This is a genomic window from Actinosynnema sp. NPDC053489, assembly GCF_044544865.1.
Classification (GTDB): Bacteria; Actinomycetota; Actinomycetes; order Mycobacteriales; family Pseudonocardiaceae; genus Actinosynnema.
In genome coordinates, this window is record NZ_JBITXT010000003.1 from 290500 (window position 1) to 307318 (window position 16819).

At 70.8% G+C, this 16819-nt stretch carries 18 protein-coding genes and 1 tRNA gene; 17 read left to right on the top strand and 2 right to left on the bottom strand.

Going from position 1 to position 16819, the window contains the following annotated elements:
• Positions 1 to 78 precede the first annotated feature (78 nt).
• Positions 79 to 1320 carry a pyridoxal phosphate-dependent aminotransferase gene (locus tag ACIGNX_RS08115; RefSeq protein WP_396537597.1) on the bottom strand — a complete coding sequence of 414 codons (1242 nt, stop codon included), beginning with the start codon at positions 1318 to 1320 and terminating at the stop codon, positions 79 to 81.
• 187 nt (positions 1321 to 1507) lie between these two features.
• Here ACIGNX_RS08115 and ACIGNX_RS08120 point away from each other — a divergent pair.
• The 5 genes from ACIGNX_RS08120 (at position 1508) to rplA (ending at position 4266) form a co-directional block, all read left to right on the top strand.
• A tRNA-Trp gene (locus tag ACIGNX_RS08120) sits at positions 1508 to 1580 on the top strand.
• Positions 1581 to 1611: 31 nt separating this feature from the next.
• Positions 1612 to 2016, top strand: coding sequence for a preprotein translocase subunit SecE (gene secE / locus ACIGNX_RS08125; RefSeq protein WP_396537599.1), 405 nt, complete (start codon positions 1612 to 1614; stop codon positions 2014 to 2016).
• A 65-nt stretch (positions 2017 to 2081) separates the two neighbouring features.
• A complete protein-coding gene (gene nusG, locus ACIGNX_RS08130) occupies positions 2082 to 2942 on the top strand; it encodes a transcription termination/antitermination protein NusG (protein ID WP_396537601.1) in 861 nt (286 codons plus the stop codon).
• Between the two features lie 96 nt (positions 2943 to 3038).
• Positions 3039 to 3473, top strand: coding sequence for a 50S ribosomal protein L11 (rplK, locus tag ACIGNX_RS08135; RefSeq protein WP_396537603.1), 435 nt, complete (start codon positions 3039 to 3041; stop codon positions 3471 to 3473).
• Between the two features lie 76 nt (positions 3474 to 3549).
• A complete protein-coding gene (gene rplA, locus ACIGNX_RS08140) occupies positions 3550 to 4266 on the top strand; it encodes a 50S ribosomal protein L1 (RefSeq protein ID WP_396537605.1) in 717 nt (238 codons plus the stop codon).
• A 63-nt stretch (positions 4267 to 4329) separates the two neighbouring features.
• Here the strand turns inward: rplA and ACIGNX_RS08145 are convergent, their stop codons facing one another.
• Positions 4330 to 5073 (bottom strand): hypothetical protein, encoded by a 744-nt coding sequence (locus tag ACIGNX_RS08145; protein WP_396537607.1) that lies wholly within the window; start codon positions 5071 to 5073, stop codon positions 4330 to 4332.
• A gap of 259 nt (positions 5074 to 5332) precedes the next feature.
• On the opposite strand from ACIGNX_RS08145, the gene rplJ reads away from it, so the two are divergent.
• The 12 genes from rplJ (at position 5333) to ACIGNX_RS08205 (ending at position 16816) form a co-directional block, all read left to right on the top strand.
• A complete protein-coding gene (gene rplJ / locus ACIGNX_RS08150) occupies positions 5333 to 5893 on the top strand; it encodes a 50S ribosomal protein L10 (RefSeq protein ID WP_396537609.1) in 561 nt (186 codons plus the stop codon).
• Between the two features lie 63 nt (positions 5894 to 5956).
• The gene (gene rplL, locus ACIGNX_RS08155) at positions 5957 to 6343 is read left to right on the top strand and encodes a 50S ribosomal protein L7/L12 (protein ID WP_387486106.1); all 387 of its coding nucleotides are present in this window, start codon (positions 5957 to 5959) and stop codon (positions 6341 to 6343) included.
• 282 nt (positions 6344 to 6625) lie between these two features.
• A complete protein-coding gene (locus tag ACIGNX_RS08160; protein WP_396537611.1) occupies positions 6626 to 7699 on the top strand; it encodes an ABC transporter ATP-binding protein in 1074 nt (357 codons plus the stop codon).
• Between the two features lie 50 nt (positions 7700 to 7749).
• Positions 7750 to 8481, top strand: coding sequence for an MlaE family ABC transporter permease (locus ACIGNX_RS08165; protein ID WP_396538186.1), 732 nt, complete (start codon positions 7750 to 7752; stop codon positions 8479 to 8481).
• Position 8482: 1 nt separating this feature from the next.
• The gene (locus tag ACIGNX_RS08170; RefSeq protein WP_396537612.1) at positions 8483 to 9322 is read left to right on the top strand and encodes an MlaE family ABC transporter permease; all 840 of its coding nucleotides are present in this window, start codon (positions 8483 to 8485) and stop codon (positions 9320 to 9322) included.
• Positions 9319 to 10659, top strand: a complete 1341-nt coding sequence (locus tag ACIGNX_RS08175) for an MCE family protein (RefSeq protein WP_396537614.1) — start codon at positions 9319 to 9321, stop codon at positions 10657 to 10659. Before ACIGNX_RS08170 ends, ACIGNX_RS08175 begins: the two co-directional genes overlap by 4 nt.
• Complete coding sequence (locus ACIGNX_RS08180; RefSeq protein ID WP_396537616.1) at positions 10656 to 11684, top strand: MCE family protein; 1029 nt, start codon at positions 10656 to 10658, stop codon at positions 11682 to 11684. Before ACIGNX_RS08175 ends, ACIGNX_RS08180 begins: the two co-directional genes overlap by 4 nt.
• Positions 11681 to 12709 (top strand): MCE family protein, encoded by a 1029-nt coding sequence (locus ACIGNX_RS08185; protein ID WP_396537618.1) that lies wholly within the window; start codon positions 11681 to 11683, stop codon positions 12707 to 12709. Before ACIGNX_RS08180 ends, ACIGNX_RS08185 begins: the two co-directional genes overlap by 4 nt.
• Complete coding sequence (locus ACIGNX_RS08190; RefSeq protein WP_396537620.1) at positions 12709 to 13878, top strand: MCE family protein; 1170 nt, start codon at positions 12709 to 12711, stop codon at positions 13876 to 13878. Before ACIGNX_RS08185 ends, ACIGNX_RS08190 begins: the two co-directional genes overlap by 1 nt.
• Positions 13875 to 15044 carry an MCE family protein gene (locus ACIGNX_RS08195; RefSeq protein WP_396537622.1) on the top strand — a complete coding sequence of 390 codons (1170 nt, stop codon included), beginning with the start codon at positions 13875 to 13877 and terminating at the stop codon, positions 15042 to 15044. Before ACIGNX_RS08190 ends, ACIGNX_RS08195 begins: the two co-directional genes overlap by 4 nt.
• Positions 15041 to 16276, top strand: a complete 1236-nt coding sequence (locus ACIGNX_RS08200) for an MCE family protein (protein ID WP_396537624.1) — start codon at positions 15041 to 15043, stop codon at positions 16274 to 16276. The genes ACIGNX_RS08195 and ACIGNX_RS08200 overlap by 4 nt, the downstream gene beginning before the upstream one ends.
• A gap of 12 nt (positions 16277 to 16288) precedes the next feature.
• On the top strand, positions 16289 to 16816 hold the full coding sequence (locus ACIGNX_RS08205) for a hypothetical protein (protein WP_396537626.1): 528 nt from the start codon (positions 16289 to 16291) through the stop codon (positions 16814 to 16816).
• Positions 16817 to 16819 lie beyond the last annotated feature (3 nt).

Sequence of the window (16819 nt, forward strand, 5' to 3'; positions counted from 1 at the left end):
GTGACGTGAATGAGTCTCCAGACGACGAAAGGCACCCCATCAGGGGTGCCTCCCGCAGCGAAGCGTCGAATCTGTGTGCTACTTGACCTCGGCCAACAGCTCGGCCATGCGCGTCACGCCGGTCTTCAGGTCGTCGTCACCCAGCGCGTACGACAGGCGCAGGTACCCGGGCGTGCCGAACGCCTCACCGGGCACCACGGCCACCTCGGCGTGCTCCAGGATCAGCGCCGCCAGCTGCACCGTGTCGGTGATCGTCGTGCCGCGCAGCTCCTTGCCGATCAGCGCCTTCACCGACGGGTACACGTAGAACGCGCCCTTCGGCGTCGGGCACTCCACACCGGGGATCGCGGACAGCAGGTCGACGATCGCGCGCCGCCGGCGGTCGAACGCCTCGCGCATCTCGTGCGCCGCGTCCAGCGGCCCGGACACGGCCTCCAGCGCGGCCCGCTGCGACACGTTCGCCACGTTCGAGGTCAGGTGCGACTGGAGGTTCGCGGCGGCCTTCACCACGTCGGTGGGCCCGATCAGCCAGCCGACCCGCCAGCCCGTCATCGCGTAGGTCTTCGCCACGCCGTTGAGCACGATCGTGCGGTCCGCCATCGCGGGCACGGCCACCGGCAGCGACACCGACTCGGCTCCGTCGTAGACCAGGTGCTCGTAGATCTCGTCCGTGATGACCCAGAGGCCGTGCTCCAACGCCCACTCGCCGATCGCGATGATCTGCTCGCGGCTGTAGACCGAGCCGGTCGGGTTGGACGGCGAGCACAGCAGCAGCACCTTGGTCCTGGGCGTGCGCGCCGCCTCCAGCTGCTCCACCGTCACCAGGTAGTCGGTCGACTCGTCGGCCGTGACCTGCACCGGGACGCCGCCCGCGAGGGTGATCGCCTCGGGGTAGGTGGTCCAGTACGGCGCGGGCAGCAGCACCTCGTCGCCCGGGTCCAGGACGGTCGCGAACGCCTGGTAGACGGCCTGCTTGCCGCCGTTGGTGATCAGCACCTGCGCCGCGGTGACCTCGTAGCCCGAGTCGCGCCTCGTCTTCGCGGCTACGGCTTCCCGCAGCTCGGGCAGGCCGGCGGCGGGGGTGTAGCGGTGGTTCTTCGGGTCCGCGCAGGCGGCCTGGGCAGCGGCGACGATGGCTTCCGGGGTCGGGAAGTCGGGCTCGCCCGCACCGAAGCCGATCACCGGTCGACCCGCGGCCTTGAGCGCCTTCGCCTTCGCGTCCACCGCGAGGGTGGCGGACTCGGCGATGCCGCCGATCCGCTGGGAGATCCGCGGGTGCTCGGAGGTACTGGTCCCGGTGGTCGTCTCAGGCGTGCCCATGCCGCCAATCGTGGCAGACCGCACAACCGGGATCGCCGCCGGCACCCCCTCTGACCGGGCCAGTTGGAAGGAGGGGCACCTGGTGCCGTATGCTTCCGGTCTTGGAACGTCCAGTCGCTGCCTCACGGGCCACGTGAGGAGGGTGCGGGACGCCTCCAGCCAGGGGATCGGCGGTGCCCGGTCCCAAAGGGGTGTAGCTCAACTGGCAGAGCAGCGGTCTCCAAAACCGCAGGTTGCAGGTTCAAGTCCTGTCGCCCCTGCGTCGAAGCGCGATGGTGAGCGGAGGACGGCATGAGCGAGGGCCGCGAGCAGGACCAGCCGGAAGAGCGCGAGGGCGCGTCCCGGCCGGTTACCGCCGCAGCGCGGCGCGAGCGCCGTGGTTCCGTGCGTCCGGCGGGCCGCAAGGACTCCGTTGAGGCGGCGAAGCCGGCCGAGGCCGACTCCGACGCCCAGGAGGGCAGGAAGGGCCGCCCCACGCGTTCGCGGGCCGATTCGGAGAAGCGGGTCGGTTTCTTCGCCCGGATCGTCCGGTACATCCGCGAGGTGGTCAGCGAGCTGCGGAAGGTCATCTGGCCGACCCGCAAGCAGATGATCACCTACACCGGAGTCGTGTTGGTCTTCGTGGCCTTCATGGTGGCGTTGGTGTTCGGCCTGGACTCGGCCTTCGCCTGGGGCATGTTCCGGGTGTTCGGCTGAGCCGAGCGCCTGCCGCCCCCCGGTGGCGGCGGACATGTGATGCATGAGAGGAAGCGAGACCCACAGTGACCTCCGAGAACGGCGGCGTTGACGCCCGGGAGCTGAACGACCTGACCGACGAGCGGGACTTCGACGGTGGTGTCGAGGACGTCGAGCAGGCGGAGGCGTCGGAGGACACCCCGGAGTCCGCGAACACCGAGTCCGACGCCGACGTCGAGTCGGGCGGTGACGTCGAGTCCGAAACCGGTGTCGAGTCCGGCGGTGACGTCGAATCCGGCGGTGACGTCGAGGCCGCCGCGCTCCCGGACATCGACGCGGAGCCCGCCGACCCGGCCGAGGAGATGCGCGAGGCGCTGCGGCGCGCACCCGGCGACTGGTACGTCGTGCACTCGTACGCCGGTTACGAGAACAAGGTCAAGACGAACCTCGAGACGCGCATCCAGACGCTCGACATGGAGGACTACATCTTCCAGGTCGAGGTGCCGACCGAGGAAGTCACCGAGATCAAGAACGGCCAGCGCAAGCAGGTGCAGCGCAAGGTGCTGCCCGGCTACATCCTGGTCCGCATGGAGCTCAACGACGCGTCGTGGAGCGCGGTGCGCAACACGCCGGGCGTGACGGGTTTCGTCGGCGCGACGTCGAAGCCGTCGCCGCTGACCATCGACGAGGTGCTGAAGTTCCTGCTGCCCCAGGTCGAGCAGAAGCCCGCCGCCGGCAAGAAGGCCGCCGCGGCGCCCGCGAAGTCGACCGTCGAGGTGGACTTCGAGGTCGGCGAGTCGGTCACCGTCATGGACGGCCCGTTCGCCACGCTGCCCGCCACGATCAGCGAGGTCAACGCGGACGGCCAGAAGCTGAAGGTCCTGGTGTCGATCTTCGGTCGCGAGACCCCGGTCGAGCTGTCGTTCAGCCAGGTCTCCAAGATCTGACCCGGACCACACGATCTCCGGCGACCCCCAGGGGTGGCCGGCAGCCACGCTGCGGCTGGCAGGGCCGCGCGCGGACACCGCAATCAAGGAACCGAGATGCCTCCCAAGAAGAAGAAGCTCGCAGCGATCATCAAGCTGCAGATCAAGGCCGGGGCCGCGAACCCCGCGCCGCCCGTCGGCCCCGCGCTGGGCCAGCACGGCGTCAACATCATGGAGTTCTGCAAGCAGTACAACGCGGCGACCGAGTCGCAGCGCGGCACCGTGGTGCCGGTCGAGATCTCCGTGTACGAGGACCGCTCGTTCGACTTCAAGCTCAAGACCCCGCCGGCCGCGAAGCTGATCCTCAAGGCCGCCGGTGTCGAGAAGGGCTCGGGCGAACCGCACCGGCTCAAGGTCGCCAAGGTGACCATGGACCAGATCCGCGAGATCGCCCAGACCAAGATGGTCGACCTCAACGCCAACGACGTGGACCAGGCGGCGAAGATCATCGCCGGCACCGCCCGCTCCATGGGCATCACCGTCGAAGGCTGACCTCTCTCTTTCGTAGTCGTGGGAGAGCCGCGCGCTGGCTCGTCACCACAACTGATCCACTCTTAAGGACAGAAGCATGAAGCGCAGCAAGGCGTACAAGAACGCTGCTGAGCTGGTTGACCGGGAGCGGCTCTACTCGCCGCTGGAGGCAGCCAAGCTCGCCAAGGAGACTTCCAAGGTGAAGCTGGACGCGACCGTCGAGGTCGCGATCCGGCTCGGCGTCGACCCCCGCAAGGCCGACCAGATGGTCCGCGGCACCGTGAACCTGCCGCACGGTACGGGCAAGACCGCCCGCGTGATCGTCTTCGCGACCGGTGACAAGGCCGCCGAGGCCGAGGCCGCCGGTGCGGACGCGGTCGGCTCCGAGGACCTGATCGAGCGCATCCAGGGTGGCTGGCTCGACTTCGACGCCGCGATCGCCACGCCCGACCAGATGGCGAAGGTCGGTCGCATCGCCCGCATCCTCGGCCCGCGCGGCCTGATGCCGAACCCGAAGACCGGCACCGTGACGCCCGACGTCACCAAGGCCGTCGCGGACATCAAGGGCGGTAAGATCAACTTCCGCGTGGACAAGCAGGCCAACCTGCACCTCGTGATCGGCAAGGTGTCGTTCGACCCGGAGAAGCTGGTCGAGAACTACGCCGCCGCGCTGGACGAGATCCTGCGCGCCAAGCCGTCCGCGGCGAAGGGCCGCTACCTGAAGAAGGTCACCGTCTCGACGACGATGGGCCCGGGCATCCCGGTCGACCCGAACCGCACCCGCAACCTGCTGTCCGACGAGGCCACCGTCTGACGACGGCTCGTCCGGAGCACCTCGAAGCGCCCCTCGGCCTCCCGCCGAGGGGCGCTTCGCCGTTCAGGGACAACCGGGCTCGGCCTCGTAGCCGGTGATCGCCCACGCGCCGCTGGTCTGCTTGGTCAGCAGGAACTTGCCCAGCTTCGGCCCGCTGCGCACGACGAGGGCGCAGGAGCTGACCTCGACCGAGCCGGACGCGGGCGGGGTGACCATCGTGGTGGGGAAGCCGAGCGACCGGTAGGTCGACACGTCCGTGACCTGGCTCTTGAGCTTGGCCACGGCGGCCGGGCAGTCGGCCGCGCCGAAGGCCTCCGCGAACGCCTTCTTCGGTCCGTCGCCCTTGAAGTACAGGCACGCCCGACCACCGTCGCCGGTGCCGACGTGCTTGTAGAACTGGCCGACCGTGCCCGTGATGCCGTACGGCGTGGCCGGCGCGATGACGTTGTTCTCCACGCCGCCGCTGTCGACCGCCACGCTGCCCGGGTCGTCACCGCCGAAGTACTGCTCGTAGAAGTAGGAGGCGACCAGCAGCACGACCACCAGGTACACCAGGCGGCGGAACAGCTTGCTGCCCAGCAGCACCCGCCACAGCGGCTTGCGCGGCGGGGTGGGGGGGACCGGTGGGCCGGCCGGGGGCAGGCCCGGTGGTGGGGCGCTGCCCGGTGGCAGGCTCGGCGGGGCGTCGTGGCCCTGCGCCCGCTGGAAGCGCTGGAACTCCTGGAACCGTTGGAACTCCTGGAACTGCCGGAGCTGCTCGGGGTCGATGTCCGGTGGCGGGGGGTTCCGCGGCGGCTCTTCGGTCACGCGTCACATCATGCCGATTTGGAGCCGCCGCGACACGTCCCGTACGCTGGGTGGCGGTTCACCAAAGACCGCTGGTCTCCCACGTCGGTTGACGTAGGACGAAGGCCCCGCGAAGCGGGCGGCCCGCGCAGGAGAACGAGGAATTTCGCGGCGTGCTCGCACGCCCGTCACGCCCCGTGCTGCTGCGCCGGGGCGTTTTCGCTTTGCGCGGACCCTCTCGGCTCGACCGGCGCGTCACTAGCCCAGAGAGGAGGCGATCATGGCGAAGCCCAGCAAGGTTTCGGCCGTCGCCGAGCTCACGGACAAGTTCCGTGGGAGCTCGGCCGCTGTCGTGACCGAGTACCGCGGCCTCTCCATGGCGCAGCTCACCACGCTGCGTCGCGCTCTCGGCGCGGGCACCACGTACACCGTCGCGAAGAACACCCTGGTCAAGCGCGCCGCTGAGGACGCCGGCGTCGAGGGCCTCGAGGCCCTGCTCGTCGGCCCGACCGCCATCGCCTTCGTCGAAGGCGAGCCGGTCGACGCGGCGAAGGCCCTGCGTGACTTCGCGAAGGACAACAAGGCCCTGGTCATCAAGGGCGGCTACATGGACGGCCGCCCCCTCTCGGTCGACGAGGTCACCGCCATCGCGGACCTCGAGACCCGCGAGGTGCTGCTCGCCAAGCTGGCGGGTGCGATGAAGGGCAACCTGGCCAAGGCCGCGGGTCTGTTCAACGCCCCGGCTTCCCAGGTCGCCCGCCTGGCTGCTGCCCTGGTGGAGAAGAAGCAGTCGTCGGAGGCGCCCGCCGCCGCCGAGGCCGAAGCTCCCGCCGAAAGCTGATCTCACCCACACACTCCGCGTCCCGGCCGCAGTTCGGGCGTTGAAAGAGAAAGGACCGCCATCATGGCGAAGCTCAGCACCGACGAGCTGCTCGACGCGTTCAAGGAGATGACCCTCCTGGAGCTCTCGGCCTTCGTGAAGGAGTTCGAGACCACCTTCGAGGTCACCGCCGCCGCGCCGGTCGCCGTCGCGCAGGCCGGCCCCGCCGGCCCGGCCGCCCCCGCCGAGGAGGAGAAGGACGAGTTCACCGTCGTCCTCGAGGGCGCCGGCGACAAGAAGATCCAGGTCATCAAGGTCGTCCGCGAGGTCGTCTCGGGCCTGGGCCTGAAGGAGGCCAAGGAGCTGGTCGAGTCCGCTCCGAAGCCGCTGCTGGAGAACGTGGCGAAGGACGTCGCCGACGCCGCCAAGGAGAAGCTCGAGGCCGCCGGCGCCAAGATCTCGCTCAAGTGATCTAGCGCTCGACGCCGTCGCGGAGGCGGGCACCCGGTTCGGGTGCCCGCCTTCGTGCTGTCCGGGGCCCGTGATCTTGACCACGTCGGCGGGGGTGCCGCACCATCGGTGGCCGGGCGCGACCGGTGGCGGCGGTGGTGGGGTGAGCCCGCCCACACCGTTACCCATCCGAGACCGCCTTAACCCAACTGGTGAGTAACCACGACGGGACGGCCTCGTTGCACCGGTATGACACCGGCCTGCCCGGCGTCGGGCGAGGCAGGCCGCTGACCTGGAGGTGCGATGGGCGTCGAGGTGGTCGTCGAGGGCCTGACCAAGTCCTTCGGCAAGCAGACCATCTGGCGGGACGTCACGCTCACCCTCCCGCCGGGTGAGGTCAGCGTCATGCTCGGCCCCTCGGGCACGGGCAAGTCGGTCTTCCTGAAGTCCCTGGTGGGGCTGCTGAAACCGGAGCAGGGCCGGATCGTCATCAACGGCGTGGACCTCGTCCGCTGCTCCGAGCACAAGCTCTACGAGATCCGGAAGCTGTTCGGCGTGCTGTTCCAGGACGGCGCGCTGTTCGGCTCGATGAACCTCTTCGACAACGTCGCCTTCCCGCTGCGCGAGCACACCCGCAAGACCGAGGCCGAGGTCCGGCGGATCGTGCTGGAGAAGATGGAGATGGTCGGCCTCGTCGGCGCGGAGAAGAAGCTCCCCGGCGAGATCTCCGGCGGCATGCGCAAGCGCGCCGGCCTCGCCCGCGCCCTGGTGCTGGACCCCGAGATCATCCTGTGCGACGAGCCGGACTCCGGCCTCGACCCGGTGCGCACGGCCTACCTCAGCCAGCTCCTCATCGACCTGAACGCCCAGATCGACGCGACGATCCTGATCGTCACCCACAACATCACGGTGGCCCGCACGGTCCCGGACAACCTGGGCATGCTGTTCCGCCGCGAACTGGTCATGTTCGGGCCGCGCGAGGTGCTGCTGACCAGCGACGAGCCGGTGGTCGAGCAGTTCCTCAACGGCCGCCGCATCGGCCCGATCGGGATGTCGGAGGAGAAGGACCAGGCGACGATGGCCGCCGAGCTGGCGCACCGCGACGCGGGCCACTCCGACGGCTCGCCGGACGAGGACGTGCGCGGTGTCGTGCCGCAGCTGGAGCCGACGCCGGGCCTCCCGCCCCGGGGCGCGGTGCGGCGGCGCAAGGACCGGGTGATGAGCATCCTGCACACGCTGTCACCCGACGCGCAGCAGGGCATCATCGCGAGCCTCACGCCGGAGGAGCGGAGCCACTACCGCGTGCCGGCCGGCGCGGGTGACCGCACGGGTCCGGTCGCGCCGAGCCCGTGGCCGCGGCAGGGGGGCGTGCTGTGAGCACACCGGCGACGTTCCCGGGCGCCGGCGCGCTGCGCGAGACCGGCCGGATGTTCGCGCTCGGCATCGACGTCGTGCGCAACGCGTTCCGCCGCCCGTTCCAGCTGCGGGAGTTCATCCAGCAGTGCTGGTTCGTGGTGAGCGTGACGGTGCTGCCCACGGCGCTGGTGTCGATCCCGTTCGGCGCGGTGATCGCGTTGCAGATCGGGTCGCTGACCCGCCAGATCGGCGCGCAGTCGTTCACCGGCGCGGCGAGCGTGCTGGCGATCATCCAGCAGGCCAGCCCGATCGTGACGGCCCTGCTCATCGCGGGCGCGGGCGGTTCGGCGATCTGCGCGGACCTCGGCTCGCGCAAGATCCGCGAGGAGATCGACGCGATGGAGGTGCTGGGCGTCTCGCCGATCCAGCGCCTGGTCGTGCCGCGCGTGCTGGCCGCGATGCTGGTCAGCGTGCTGCTCAACGGCATGGTCAGCGTGGTCGGCGTGATGGGCGGCTACTTCTTCAACGTGATCCTCCAGGACGGCACGCCGGGCGCGTACCTGGCGAGCTTCAGCGCCCTGGCGCAGCTGCCCGACCTGTGGATCTCCGAGATCAAGGCGCTGATCTTCGGCTTCATCGCGGGCATCGTGGCCGCCTACCGCGGCCTCAACCCGGCGGGCGGGCCGAAGGGCGTCGGCGACGCGGTCAACCAGGCCGTCGTCATCACGTTCCTGCTGCTGTTCTTCGTGAACTTCGTGCTCACGACGATCTACCTCCAAGTCGTCCCGGCGAAGGGCAGCTGAGGTGGCCGCGATCAACGACCGGTTCCGCAAGGCGGCGAACGCGCCGCTGTCCGTGCTGGACAGCTTCGGCGACCAGCTGTGGTTCTACGTCCGGGCCCTGTGCTGGACGCCGCGCACGCTGACGCGCTACCTGCGCGAGACGCTGCGGCTGCTGGCCGAGGTGAGCTTCGGCTCCGGCGCGCTGGCCGTCATCGGCGGCACGATCGGCGTGATGGTCGGCCTGTCGGTGTTCACCGGCACGGTCGTGGGCCTCCAAGGCTTCACCGCGCTCAACCAGATCGGCACGTCGGCGTTCGCGGGCTTCGTGTCGGCGTACTTCAACACCCGGGAGATCGCGCCGCTGGTCGCGGGCCTGGCGCTGAGCGCGACCGTGGGCTCCGGCTTCACCGCGCAGCTCGGCGCGATGCGGATCTCCGAGGAGATCGACGCGCTGGAGGTCATGGGCATCCCCAGCCTGCCGTTCCTGGTGACCACGCGGATCATCGCGGGCTTCGTCGCGATCATCCCGCTGTACGTGATCGGCCTGCTCACGTCCTACCTGGCGGCCAGGTTGATCACGGTGGAGTTCTACGGGCAGTCGGCGGGCACCTACGACCACTACTTCACCCTGTTCCTGCCACCGGTGGACGTGCTCTGGTCGTTCGGCAAGGTGCTGGTGTTCGCCGTCGTGATCATCCTGACGCACTGCTACTACGGCTACCGCGCCGGCGGCGGCCCGGCGGGCGTCGGCGTGGCGGTGGGTCGGGCGGTGCGCACGGCGATCGTCACGACCAGCCTGCTGGACTTCTTCCTCAGCCTGGCCATCTGGGGGACGACGACCACGGTGAGGATCGCCGGATGACCGCCGACGCGCTGAAGAGGCGGTTCCTCGGTGTCGTGTTCATCGCGGTCATCGCGGTGTTCCTGAGCGTCACCGTGGCCATGTACAACGACGCGTTCACCGAGGTCGTGAAGGTGACGCTGAAGACCGACCGGGTCGGCAACCAGCTGCTGGTCGACTCCGACGTCAAGGTCCGCGGCATGGTCGTCGGCCGGGTCGAACAGATCCGCACGGCCGGTGACGGCGCGGAGCTGGAGCTGGCGCTGGACCCCGACCAGGCCCGGCACATCCCGGCCAACGTCTCCGCGCGCCTGCTGCCGAAGACGCTGTTCGGCGAGCGGTACGTGAACCTGGTGGTGCCCGAGCAGCGGGACGTCCCGCTCACCGGGGGCGCCGTGATCGAGCAGGACCGCTCCAGCGGCGCGATCGAGCTGGAACGGGTCCTCGACGACCTGATGCCGGTGCTCCAGGCCGTGCAGCCGGAGAAGCTCGCCACCACGCTGACCGCGATGTCGCAGGCGTTGGAGAACCGCGGCGAGCCGCTGGGGGAGACGCTCGTGCGGCTCGACTCCTACCTGGGCGAGCTCAACCCGCGACTGCCTCAGCTCAAGGAGGGCATCAGCCGCCTGGCCGACGTCGCCGACGTCTACGCCGACGCGGCTCCCGACCTGGTGCAGGCGCTGTCGGACGCCACGGTCACCAGCCGCACCCTGGTCGAGCAGCGCGACGACCTGCTGGCCCTGTACGGCACGCTGACCACGACGTCGCTGGACCTGACCAGCTTCCTCGCGGTGAACAAGGACAACCTGATCCGGCTCGCCGACGTCAGCCAGCCGACGTTGGAGCTGCTGGCCAAGTACGCGCCCGAGTACCCGTGCCTGCTCAAGGGCCTGGCCGAGTTCCGCCCGATCATGGACCAGGTGTTCGGCAAGGGCACCGACGAGCCCGGCCTGCACATCACGCTGGAGGTCACGGCCAACCGCGGCAAGTACGAGCCGGGCAAGGACGACCCGGAGTACGCCGACAAGCGCGGCCCGCGCTGCTACGACATCGTGCCGCGGCCGGACCCGTTCCCGCAGTACCCGCCGGAGGGCCCGGTGAAGGACGGCTCGACGTCGCCGCCGCCCGCGCGGTCGGCCACCGACGGCGTGCTGCCGCCCAACACCGGCACGATCCGGGAGGACGGCACGGTCGTCTCGTCGTTCGGCGGCGCGCCGTCGCTGGCGAACTCGCCCGAGGAGCAGGACTTCCTGGCCGCGCTGCTGGCGCCGCAGTTCGGCGTGGAGAAGGGCGAGATGCCGAGCTTCACCGCGCTGCTGCTCGGCCCGCTGTACCGGGGCGCGGAGGTGACGGCATGAGGTCCCTGGCCGCGCCGCTGGTCAAGCTGGCCGTGTTCGCCGCGATCACCGTCCTGGCGACCGCGCTGCTCGCGGTGACCATCTCGAACGCCGACTTCGGCGGCGCCACCGACTACACCGCCCGGTTCACCGACGTCACCGCGCTCAACGAGGGTGACGACATCCGCATCGCGGGCGTCCGGGTCGGCCAGGTGGAGGAGATCCGGGTGGTCGACCGGCGGCTCGCGGAGGTCGGGTTCTCGGTGGAGGAGGGCCGCACGCTGCCCGCCTCGGTCACCGCGACGATCAAGTACCGCAACCTCGTCGGCCAGCGCTACATCTCGTTGGAGCACGGCGTGGGCGACGCGTCCGCGCTGCGGCCCGGCGACGTGATCCCCCTGGAGCGCACCAGGCCGGCGCTGGACCTGACCGTGCTGTTCAACGGCTTCAAGCCGCTGTTCCAGGCGCTGAACCCGGACGACGTGAACAAGCTGTCCAACGAGATCATCCAGGTCCTGCAGGGCGAGGGCGGCACGATCGACAGCCTGCTGCGCCACACCGCGTCGCTGACGTCCGCGCTGGCGGGCCGCGACCAGGTGATCGGCCAGGTGATCGACAACCTCAACGCCGTGCTGGACACCGTGAACTCGCGCAGCGGGCAGGTGTCCACGCTGGTCACGACGTTGCAGGAGCTGACGACGGGCCTCGCGGCCGACCGCGAGCCGATCGGGGAGGCGATCAGCGCCATGGGGCAGCTGACCACGACGACGGCCGACCTGCTCGACCGGTCGCGGCAGCCGCTGAAGGACGACATCGCGAACCTCGGCCTGGTGTCGCAGACGCTGGCCGACCACGAGTCGGTCGTGGAGGGCGTCATCCGGAACCTGCCCACCAAGGTCGAGGCCATGTCGCGGACCGCCTCCTACGGGTCCTGGTTCAACTTCTTCCTGTGCGAGGGCACCGGCCAGGTCGCCGTGCCGCCGATCATCACCGACCCCGTCCCGATCACGGCCCTGCCGGTCACCCAGCCGAGGTGTCGCCGATGAAGCCCCAGCGCAACCCGGTGACCGTCGGCGCGGTGAGCCTCACCGTCATCGCGCTGCTGCTGCTCGCCGCGTTCTACTCCGACGACCTGCCGATCGTGGGCGGCGGCACGACCTACTCGGCCGAGTTCAGCGAGGCGGCGGGCCTGGTCCCGGCCAACGAGGTGCGCGTGGCCGGGGTGAAGGTCGGCAAGGTGACCAAGGTCGAGCTGGCCGGAGACCGGGTGAAGGTGTCGTTCCGGGTGAAGGACGCCTGGGTCGGCGACCGCACCACCGCGGTGATCCGGATCAAGACGCTGCTCGGCCAGAAGTTCCTGGCGCTGGACCCGCAGGGCTCCCAGCCGCTGGACCCGGGCGTGCCGATCCCGCGCGAGCGCACGCTGTCGCCCTACGACGTGCAGGAGGCGTTCAACGGCCTCGCGTCCACGGTCGGCCAGATCGACACCGCACGGCTCGCCGACAGCTTCGAGGTGCTGTCGCAGACGTTCCAGGGCTCGGCGGAGAGCGTGCGCGGCGCGCTGGACGGCCTGTCGGCGCTGTCGAAGACGATCTCGTCGCGGGACGAGCAGCTCGCGCACCTGCTGGCCAACACCAACGAGATCACCAAGACCCTGGCCGACCGCAACGAGCAGTTCGAGAAGCTGCTCGCGGACGGCAACCTGCTGCTGGGCGAGCTGCGCAAGCGGCGTGACGCGATCACCGCCCTGCTCAACGGCACCCGCGCGCTGTCCGGGCAGCTCTCCGGCCTGGTCGCCGACAACTCCGCGCAGCTGCGGCCCGCGCTGGAGCAGCTCGACCGGGTGACCACGATGCTCCAGCGCAACCAGGACTCGCTCAACCGCAGCCTGGAGCTGCTCGGCCCGTTCTTCCGGGTCTTCGCGAACACTCTGGGCAACGGCCGCTGGTTCGACGTCTACATCTGCGGCCTGCTGCCGCCGTCGGTGAACCTCGGCCTGGTCGGGTTCAACGAGGAGGGCTGCCTGCCACCCGGCGTGCAGCGGTCCGCGCCCGCGGGGGGAGGCAACTGATGGCGACCACGAAGGCGGGCCGCGACCTGGCCCGGGTCGTCGCGATCGCGTGCGTGCTGGCGCTCGTGGCGGCGGTGGGGATGTGGTGGGCGTTCGCCGGCGCGAACACCCGCCGGGTGACCGCCGTGTTCGGCGCGGCCGTCGGCGTCTACCCCGGCTCGGACGTGCGCGTGCTCGGGGTGCGGATCGGCACGATCGAGGAGGTCGAGCCGAGGGGCGGGACCGTGAAGGTCGTCATGTCGGTCGACCGGGGGGTGAAGGTGCCCGCGGACGCGCGGGCGGTCGTGGTCGCGCCGAGCGTGGTCAGCGACCGGTACGTGCAGCTCGCGCCCGCCTACACCGGCGGTGACGTGCTGGACGACAACGCGACCATCCCGCGCGAGCGCACCGCCACCCCCGTGGAGCTGGACGAGCTCTACGCGAGCCTCGACCGGTTGACCACCGCGCTAGGCCCCAACGGCGCGAACCGGGACGGCGCGCTGTCGGAGCTGCTCGACTCGGCGGCCGGCGGCCTGCGCGGCAACGGGCAGGCGCTCGGCGACACCATCAAGCAGCTCGGCGACGCCACCCGCACGCTGTCCGGGTCGAAGGACGACCTGTTCGGCACCGTGGACAACCTCCAGAAGTTCACCGGCATGCTCGCCGCGAACGACAGCCAGGTGCGCGACCTGAACCGGCAGCTCGCCGACGTCGCCGGGTTCCTCGCCGACGAGCGGGAGAACCTGGGCGGCGCGCTGAACGAGCTGGCCACCGCGCTGGGCCGGGTGCAGGGGTTCATCCAGGACAACCGGGCCGCCCTCAAGTCGAACGTCGACAAGCTCGCCGGCATCACGCAGGTCCTGGTCGACCAGCGCGCGTCGCTGGCCGAGGCGCTGGACGTCGGCCCGCTGGCCCTGGGCAACCTCCAGAACGCCTACAACGCGGCCTCCGGCACCCTGGACACCAGGGCCGACCTCAACGAGCTGAACCAGCCGCCGATCGTGCTGATCTGCAAGCTCGTCCAGGGCGTCGAGCCGGGCCGGGTGCCCGGCGTGCTGGCCCAGACGTGCCGGCAGCTCGAACCGCTGCTCAGCGGTGCCGTGCCGCTGAAGACTCCCGCCGAGGTGATCGGCGACCTGTCCCAGGGCAAGCTGCCGCTGCCCCTGCCGCTCGCGGGGGTGCCCCGGTGAGGCTCGGGAGGACCGCGGCGCTCGTGGCGGGCGCGCTGCTGCTGGCCGGCTGCGGTTCCGGCGGGTTCGACGGCGTCTACAACATGCCGCTGCCCGGCGGCGCGGACGTCGGCGACCGGCCGTACGCGGTGAAGGTCCGGTTCAAGGACGTGCTGGACCTGGTCCCGCAGGCCGGCGTGAAGGTCAACGACGTCCCCGTCGGCCGGGTGGACCGCATCGACCTGGCCGCGGACGGCTGGACCGCCGAGGTGACCGTGCTGGTCAACGGCGACGTGAAGCTGCCCGGCAACGCGGTGGCCCGGCTGCGCCAGTCCGCGCTGCTCGGCGAGAAGTACGTGGAGCTGGCCGGGCCCGCCGAGGGCCGCGAGGAGGGCGCGCTGGTCGACGGCGCGGTCATCCCGGTCGAGCGGACCAACCGCAACCCCGAGGTCGAAGAGGTCTTCGGCGCGCTGTCCATGCTGCTCAACGGCGGTGGCATCGCCCAGCTCCAGGACATCAGCCGCGAGCTGAGCGCGGCCCTGGAGGGCAACGAGCCGCAGCTGAGGTCCCTGCTGGCCAACCTGAACCGGCTGGTCGGCGAGCTCGACGCGCACAAGGGCGAGATCACCCGCGCGCTGGACGGCGTCAACCGGCTCGGCGGCACGCTCAACGCCCAGCGCGAGCAGATCACCGGCGTGCTCGACGGGCTGGAGCCGGGCCTGAAGGTGCTCAGCGAGCAGCGCACCCAGCTCGTGACGCTGCTGCAGTCGCTGGACGCGCTGTCCGACGTCGCCGTGGACACGGTGAACAAGTCCAAGGACGACCTCGTGGCCGACCTCAAGGCCCTGGCCCCGACGCTGCGCAAGCTCGCCGAGGCGGGCACCGACCTGCCCAACGGCTTCGAGCTGCTGCTGACCTACCCGTTCCCGGACTCGGCGCTCGACGCGATCAAGGGCGACTACACCAACCTGTACGCCGACATCGACCTGGACCTCGGGTCGATCGTGGACAACCTGGGCCGGTCGCGGCAGTCGCCGCTGCCCAGCCTGCCGGGGCTGCCCGGCGTCGACGGCACCGCGCCGTCGCTGCCGCTGCCCCTGCCGAACCTGCCCCTGCCGCTGCCCGGCGTGCCGAGCGGCTCCGGGTTGGGCGACCTGCTCGGCGGACTGCTGGGAGGTGGGCGGTGATCCCCCGTCGGATCAAGCTCCAGATCGCCGTGTTCGTGGTGATCGCGCTGGTCGGCGTGAGCTACGTCGGCGCGCGGTACGCCGGGCTCGGCCGGGTGTTCGGCGCGTCCGGGTACGTGGTGACGGTGCAGCTCGCCGAGTCCGGCGGCTTGTTCACCAACGGCGAGGTCACCTACCGCGGCGTGGCCGTCGGCCGGGTCGGGCCGATGCGGCTGACCTCCGACGGGCTGGAGGTCGACCTCGACATCGACCCCGGCGCGCCGGCCATCCCCGCGGACCTGGAGGCCGTGGTCGCCAACCGGTCCGCCGTCGGCGAGCAGTTCGTCGACCTGCGCCCGCGCGGCGAGGACGGGCCGTTCCTGGAGGACGGCGCGGTCATCCCGCGTTCGGCGACGAAGACCCCGCCGCCGGTGGACGGCCTGCTGACCAACCTCGACGCGTTCGCCAAGTCCGTGCCGACCGACTCGCTGCGGACCGTGGTGGACGAGCTGGACCTCGCGTTCAACGGCACCGGGCCCGACCTGCAGGCGCTGCTGGACGGCACCAGGTCGTTCACGCAGACGGCGACCGAGCACCTGCCGCAGACGAAGGCGCTGCTCGACAGCGGCCTGGTGGTGCTGAACACGCAGGCGGAGCAGGGCGGCGCGATCCGCTCGTTCTCGTCGGACCTGCGGGCGCTGGCGGAGCAGCTCAAGAACTCCGACACCGACCTGCGGCGGCTCATCGGGATCACGCCGCAGGCCGCCGAGCAGGTGTCGGCGGTGCTGCGGGAGAGCGGGCCGAACCTGGGCGTGGTGCTGGCCAACCTCCTGACCACGGGGAACATCCTGGTCACGCGGTTGGACGGGCTGGAGCAGATCGCCGTGACCTACCCGATCATCGTCGGCGGCGGGTTCACCGTGGCCAAGGGCGACGGCACGGGCGCGCACTTCGGGCTCGCCCTGAACGTCTTCGACCCGCCACCGTGCACGGTCGGCTACGACTCGACCACGATCCGGCAGGGCACCGACACCACCCCGGCCGACTTCAACACGCAGGCGTACTGCGCGTTGGCCCCGGGCAGCGCCACCGGCGTGCGGGGCGCTCAGAACGCGCCTTACGGTGGCATCCCGGCCACCACGCCGACCGGCGACGCGACGTCGCAGCCGGGCCGCGAACCGGTGGCCGGGCGGACGCCCGCCGACGCGCCGCTGCTGACCAGCCTGGGGCAGCTGCTCGGTCTGGCGGGCTGAGGAGAGGGACGGATGGACGTGCTACGTGCGGGCCGGCGGAACTGGCTGCTGCCGGTCGCGGCGGTGCTGGCGGTGCTGGCCGCCGGGTACGCGGTGTGGGCCGGGGTGTCGTGGTGGAGCGCGTCGTCCGACGACTCGGTGGCGTTCTCGCGGGAGCGGGAAGAGGTGCTGCGGGTCGGCCAGGTCGGCATCGCGAACTTCACCACCCTCGACTACAAGAAGGTCGACGAGGACCTCGACCGGTGGCTCCAGTCGTCGACCGGCGAGCTGCGGTCGGAGATCGAGGACGGCCGCGACACCCGCCGCAAGCAGATCGAGGACGCCAAGACGGTGACCGTGAGCCGGGTGCTGGACGCGGCCGTCACGGAACTCGACGCCCGGGCGGGCAAGGCGCACCTGATCGCGGTCGTGGAGACGACGGTCACGCCCGAGGGCGGGCAGGCGGTGAAGAAGGTCAACCGGTACCAGACGGACCTGACCCGCACCGATGACGGTTGGAAGCTCAGCGCGCTCGGGCCGGTCGCGCCCGGCGGCGCGTGACCC

Excerpts from the sequence above, each read along its gene's own strand:
- ACIGNX_RS08115 (WP_396537597.1), bottom strand. The coding sequence starts at position 1,320 with ATGGGCACGCCTGAGACGACCACCGGGACCAGTACCTCCGAGCACCCG.
- secE (WP_396537599.1), top strand. The coding sequence starts at position 1,612 with ATGAGCGAGGGCCGCGAGCAGGACCAGCCGGAAGAGCGCGAGGGCGCG.
- rplK (WP_396537603.1), top strand. The coding sequence starts at position 3,039 with ATGCCTCCCAAGAAGAAGAAGCTCGCAGCGATCATCAAGCTGCAGATC.
- rplA (WP_396537605.1), top strand. The coding sequence starts at position 3,550 with ATGAAGCGCAGCAAGGCGTACAAGAACGCTGCTGAGCTGGTTGACCGG.
- rplJ (WP_396537609.1), top strand. The coding sequence starts at position 5,333 with ATGGCGAAGCCCAGCAAGGTTTCGGCCGTCGCCGAGCTCACGGACAAG.
- rplL (WP_387486106.1), top strand. The coding sequence starts at position 5,957 with ATGGCGAAGCTCAGCACCGACGAGCTGCTCGACGCGTTCAAGGAGATG.
- ACIGNX_RS08160 (WP_396537611.1), top strand. The coding sequence starts at position 6,626 with ATGGGCGTCGAGGTGGTCGTCGAGGGCCTGACCAAGTCCTTCGGCAAG.
- ACIGNX_RS08165 (WP_396538186.1), top strand. The coding sequence starts at position 7,750 with ATGTTCGCGCTCGGCATCGACGTCGTGCGCAACGCGTTCCGCCGCCCG.
- ACIGNX_RS08175 (WP_396537614.1), top strand. The coding sequence starts at position 9,319 with ATGACCGCCGACGCGCTGAAGAGGCGGTTCCTCGGTGTCGTGTTCATC.
- ACIGNX_RS08180 (WP_396537616.1), top strand. The coding sequence starts at position 10,656 with ATGAGGTCCCTGGCCGCGCCGCTGGTCAAGCTGGCCGTGTTCGCCGCG.
- ACIGNX_RS08185 (WP_396537618.1), top strand. The coding sequence starts at position 11,681 with ATGAAGCCCCAGCGCAACCCGGTGACCGTCGGCGCGGTGAGCCTCACC.
- ACIGNX_RS08190 (WP_396537620.1), top strand. The coding sequence starts at position 12,709 with ATGGCGACCACGAAGGCGGGCCGCGACCTGGCCCGGGTCGTCGCGATC.
- ACIGNX_RS08205 (WP_396537626.1), top strand. The coding sequence starts at position 16,289 with ATGGACGTGCTACGTGCGGGCCGGCGGAACTGGCTGCTGCCGGTCGCG.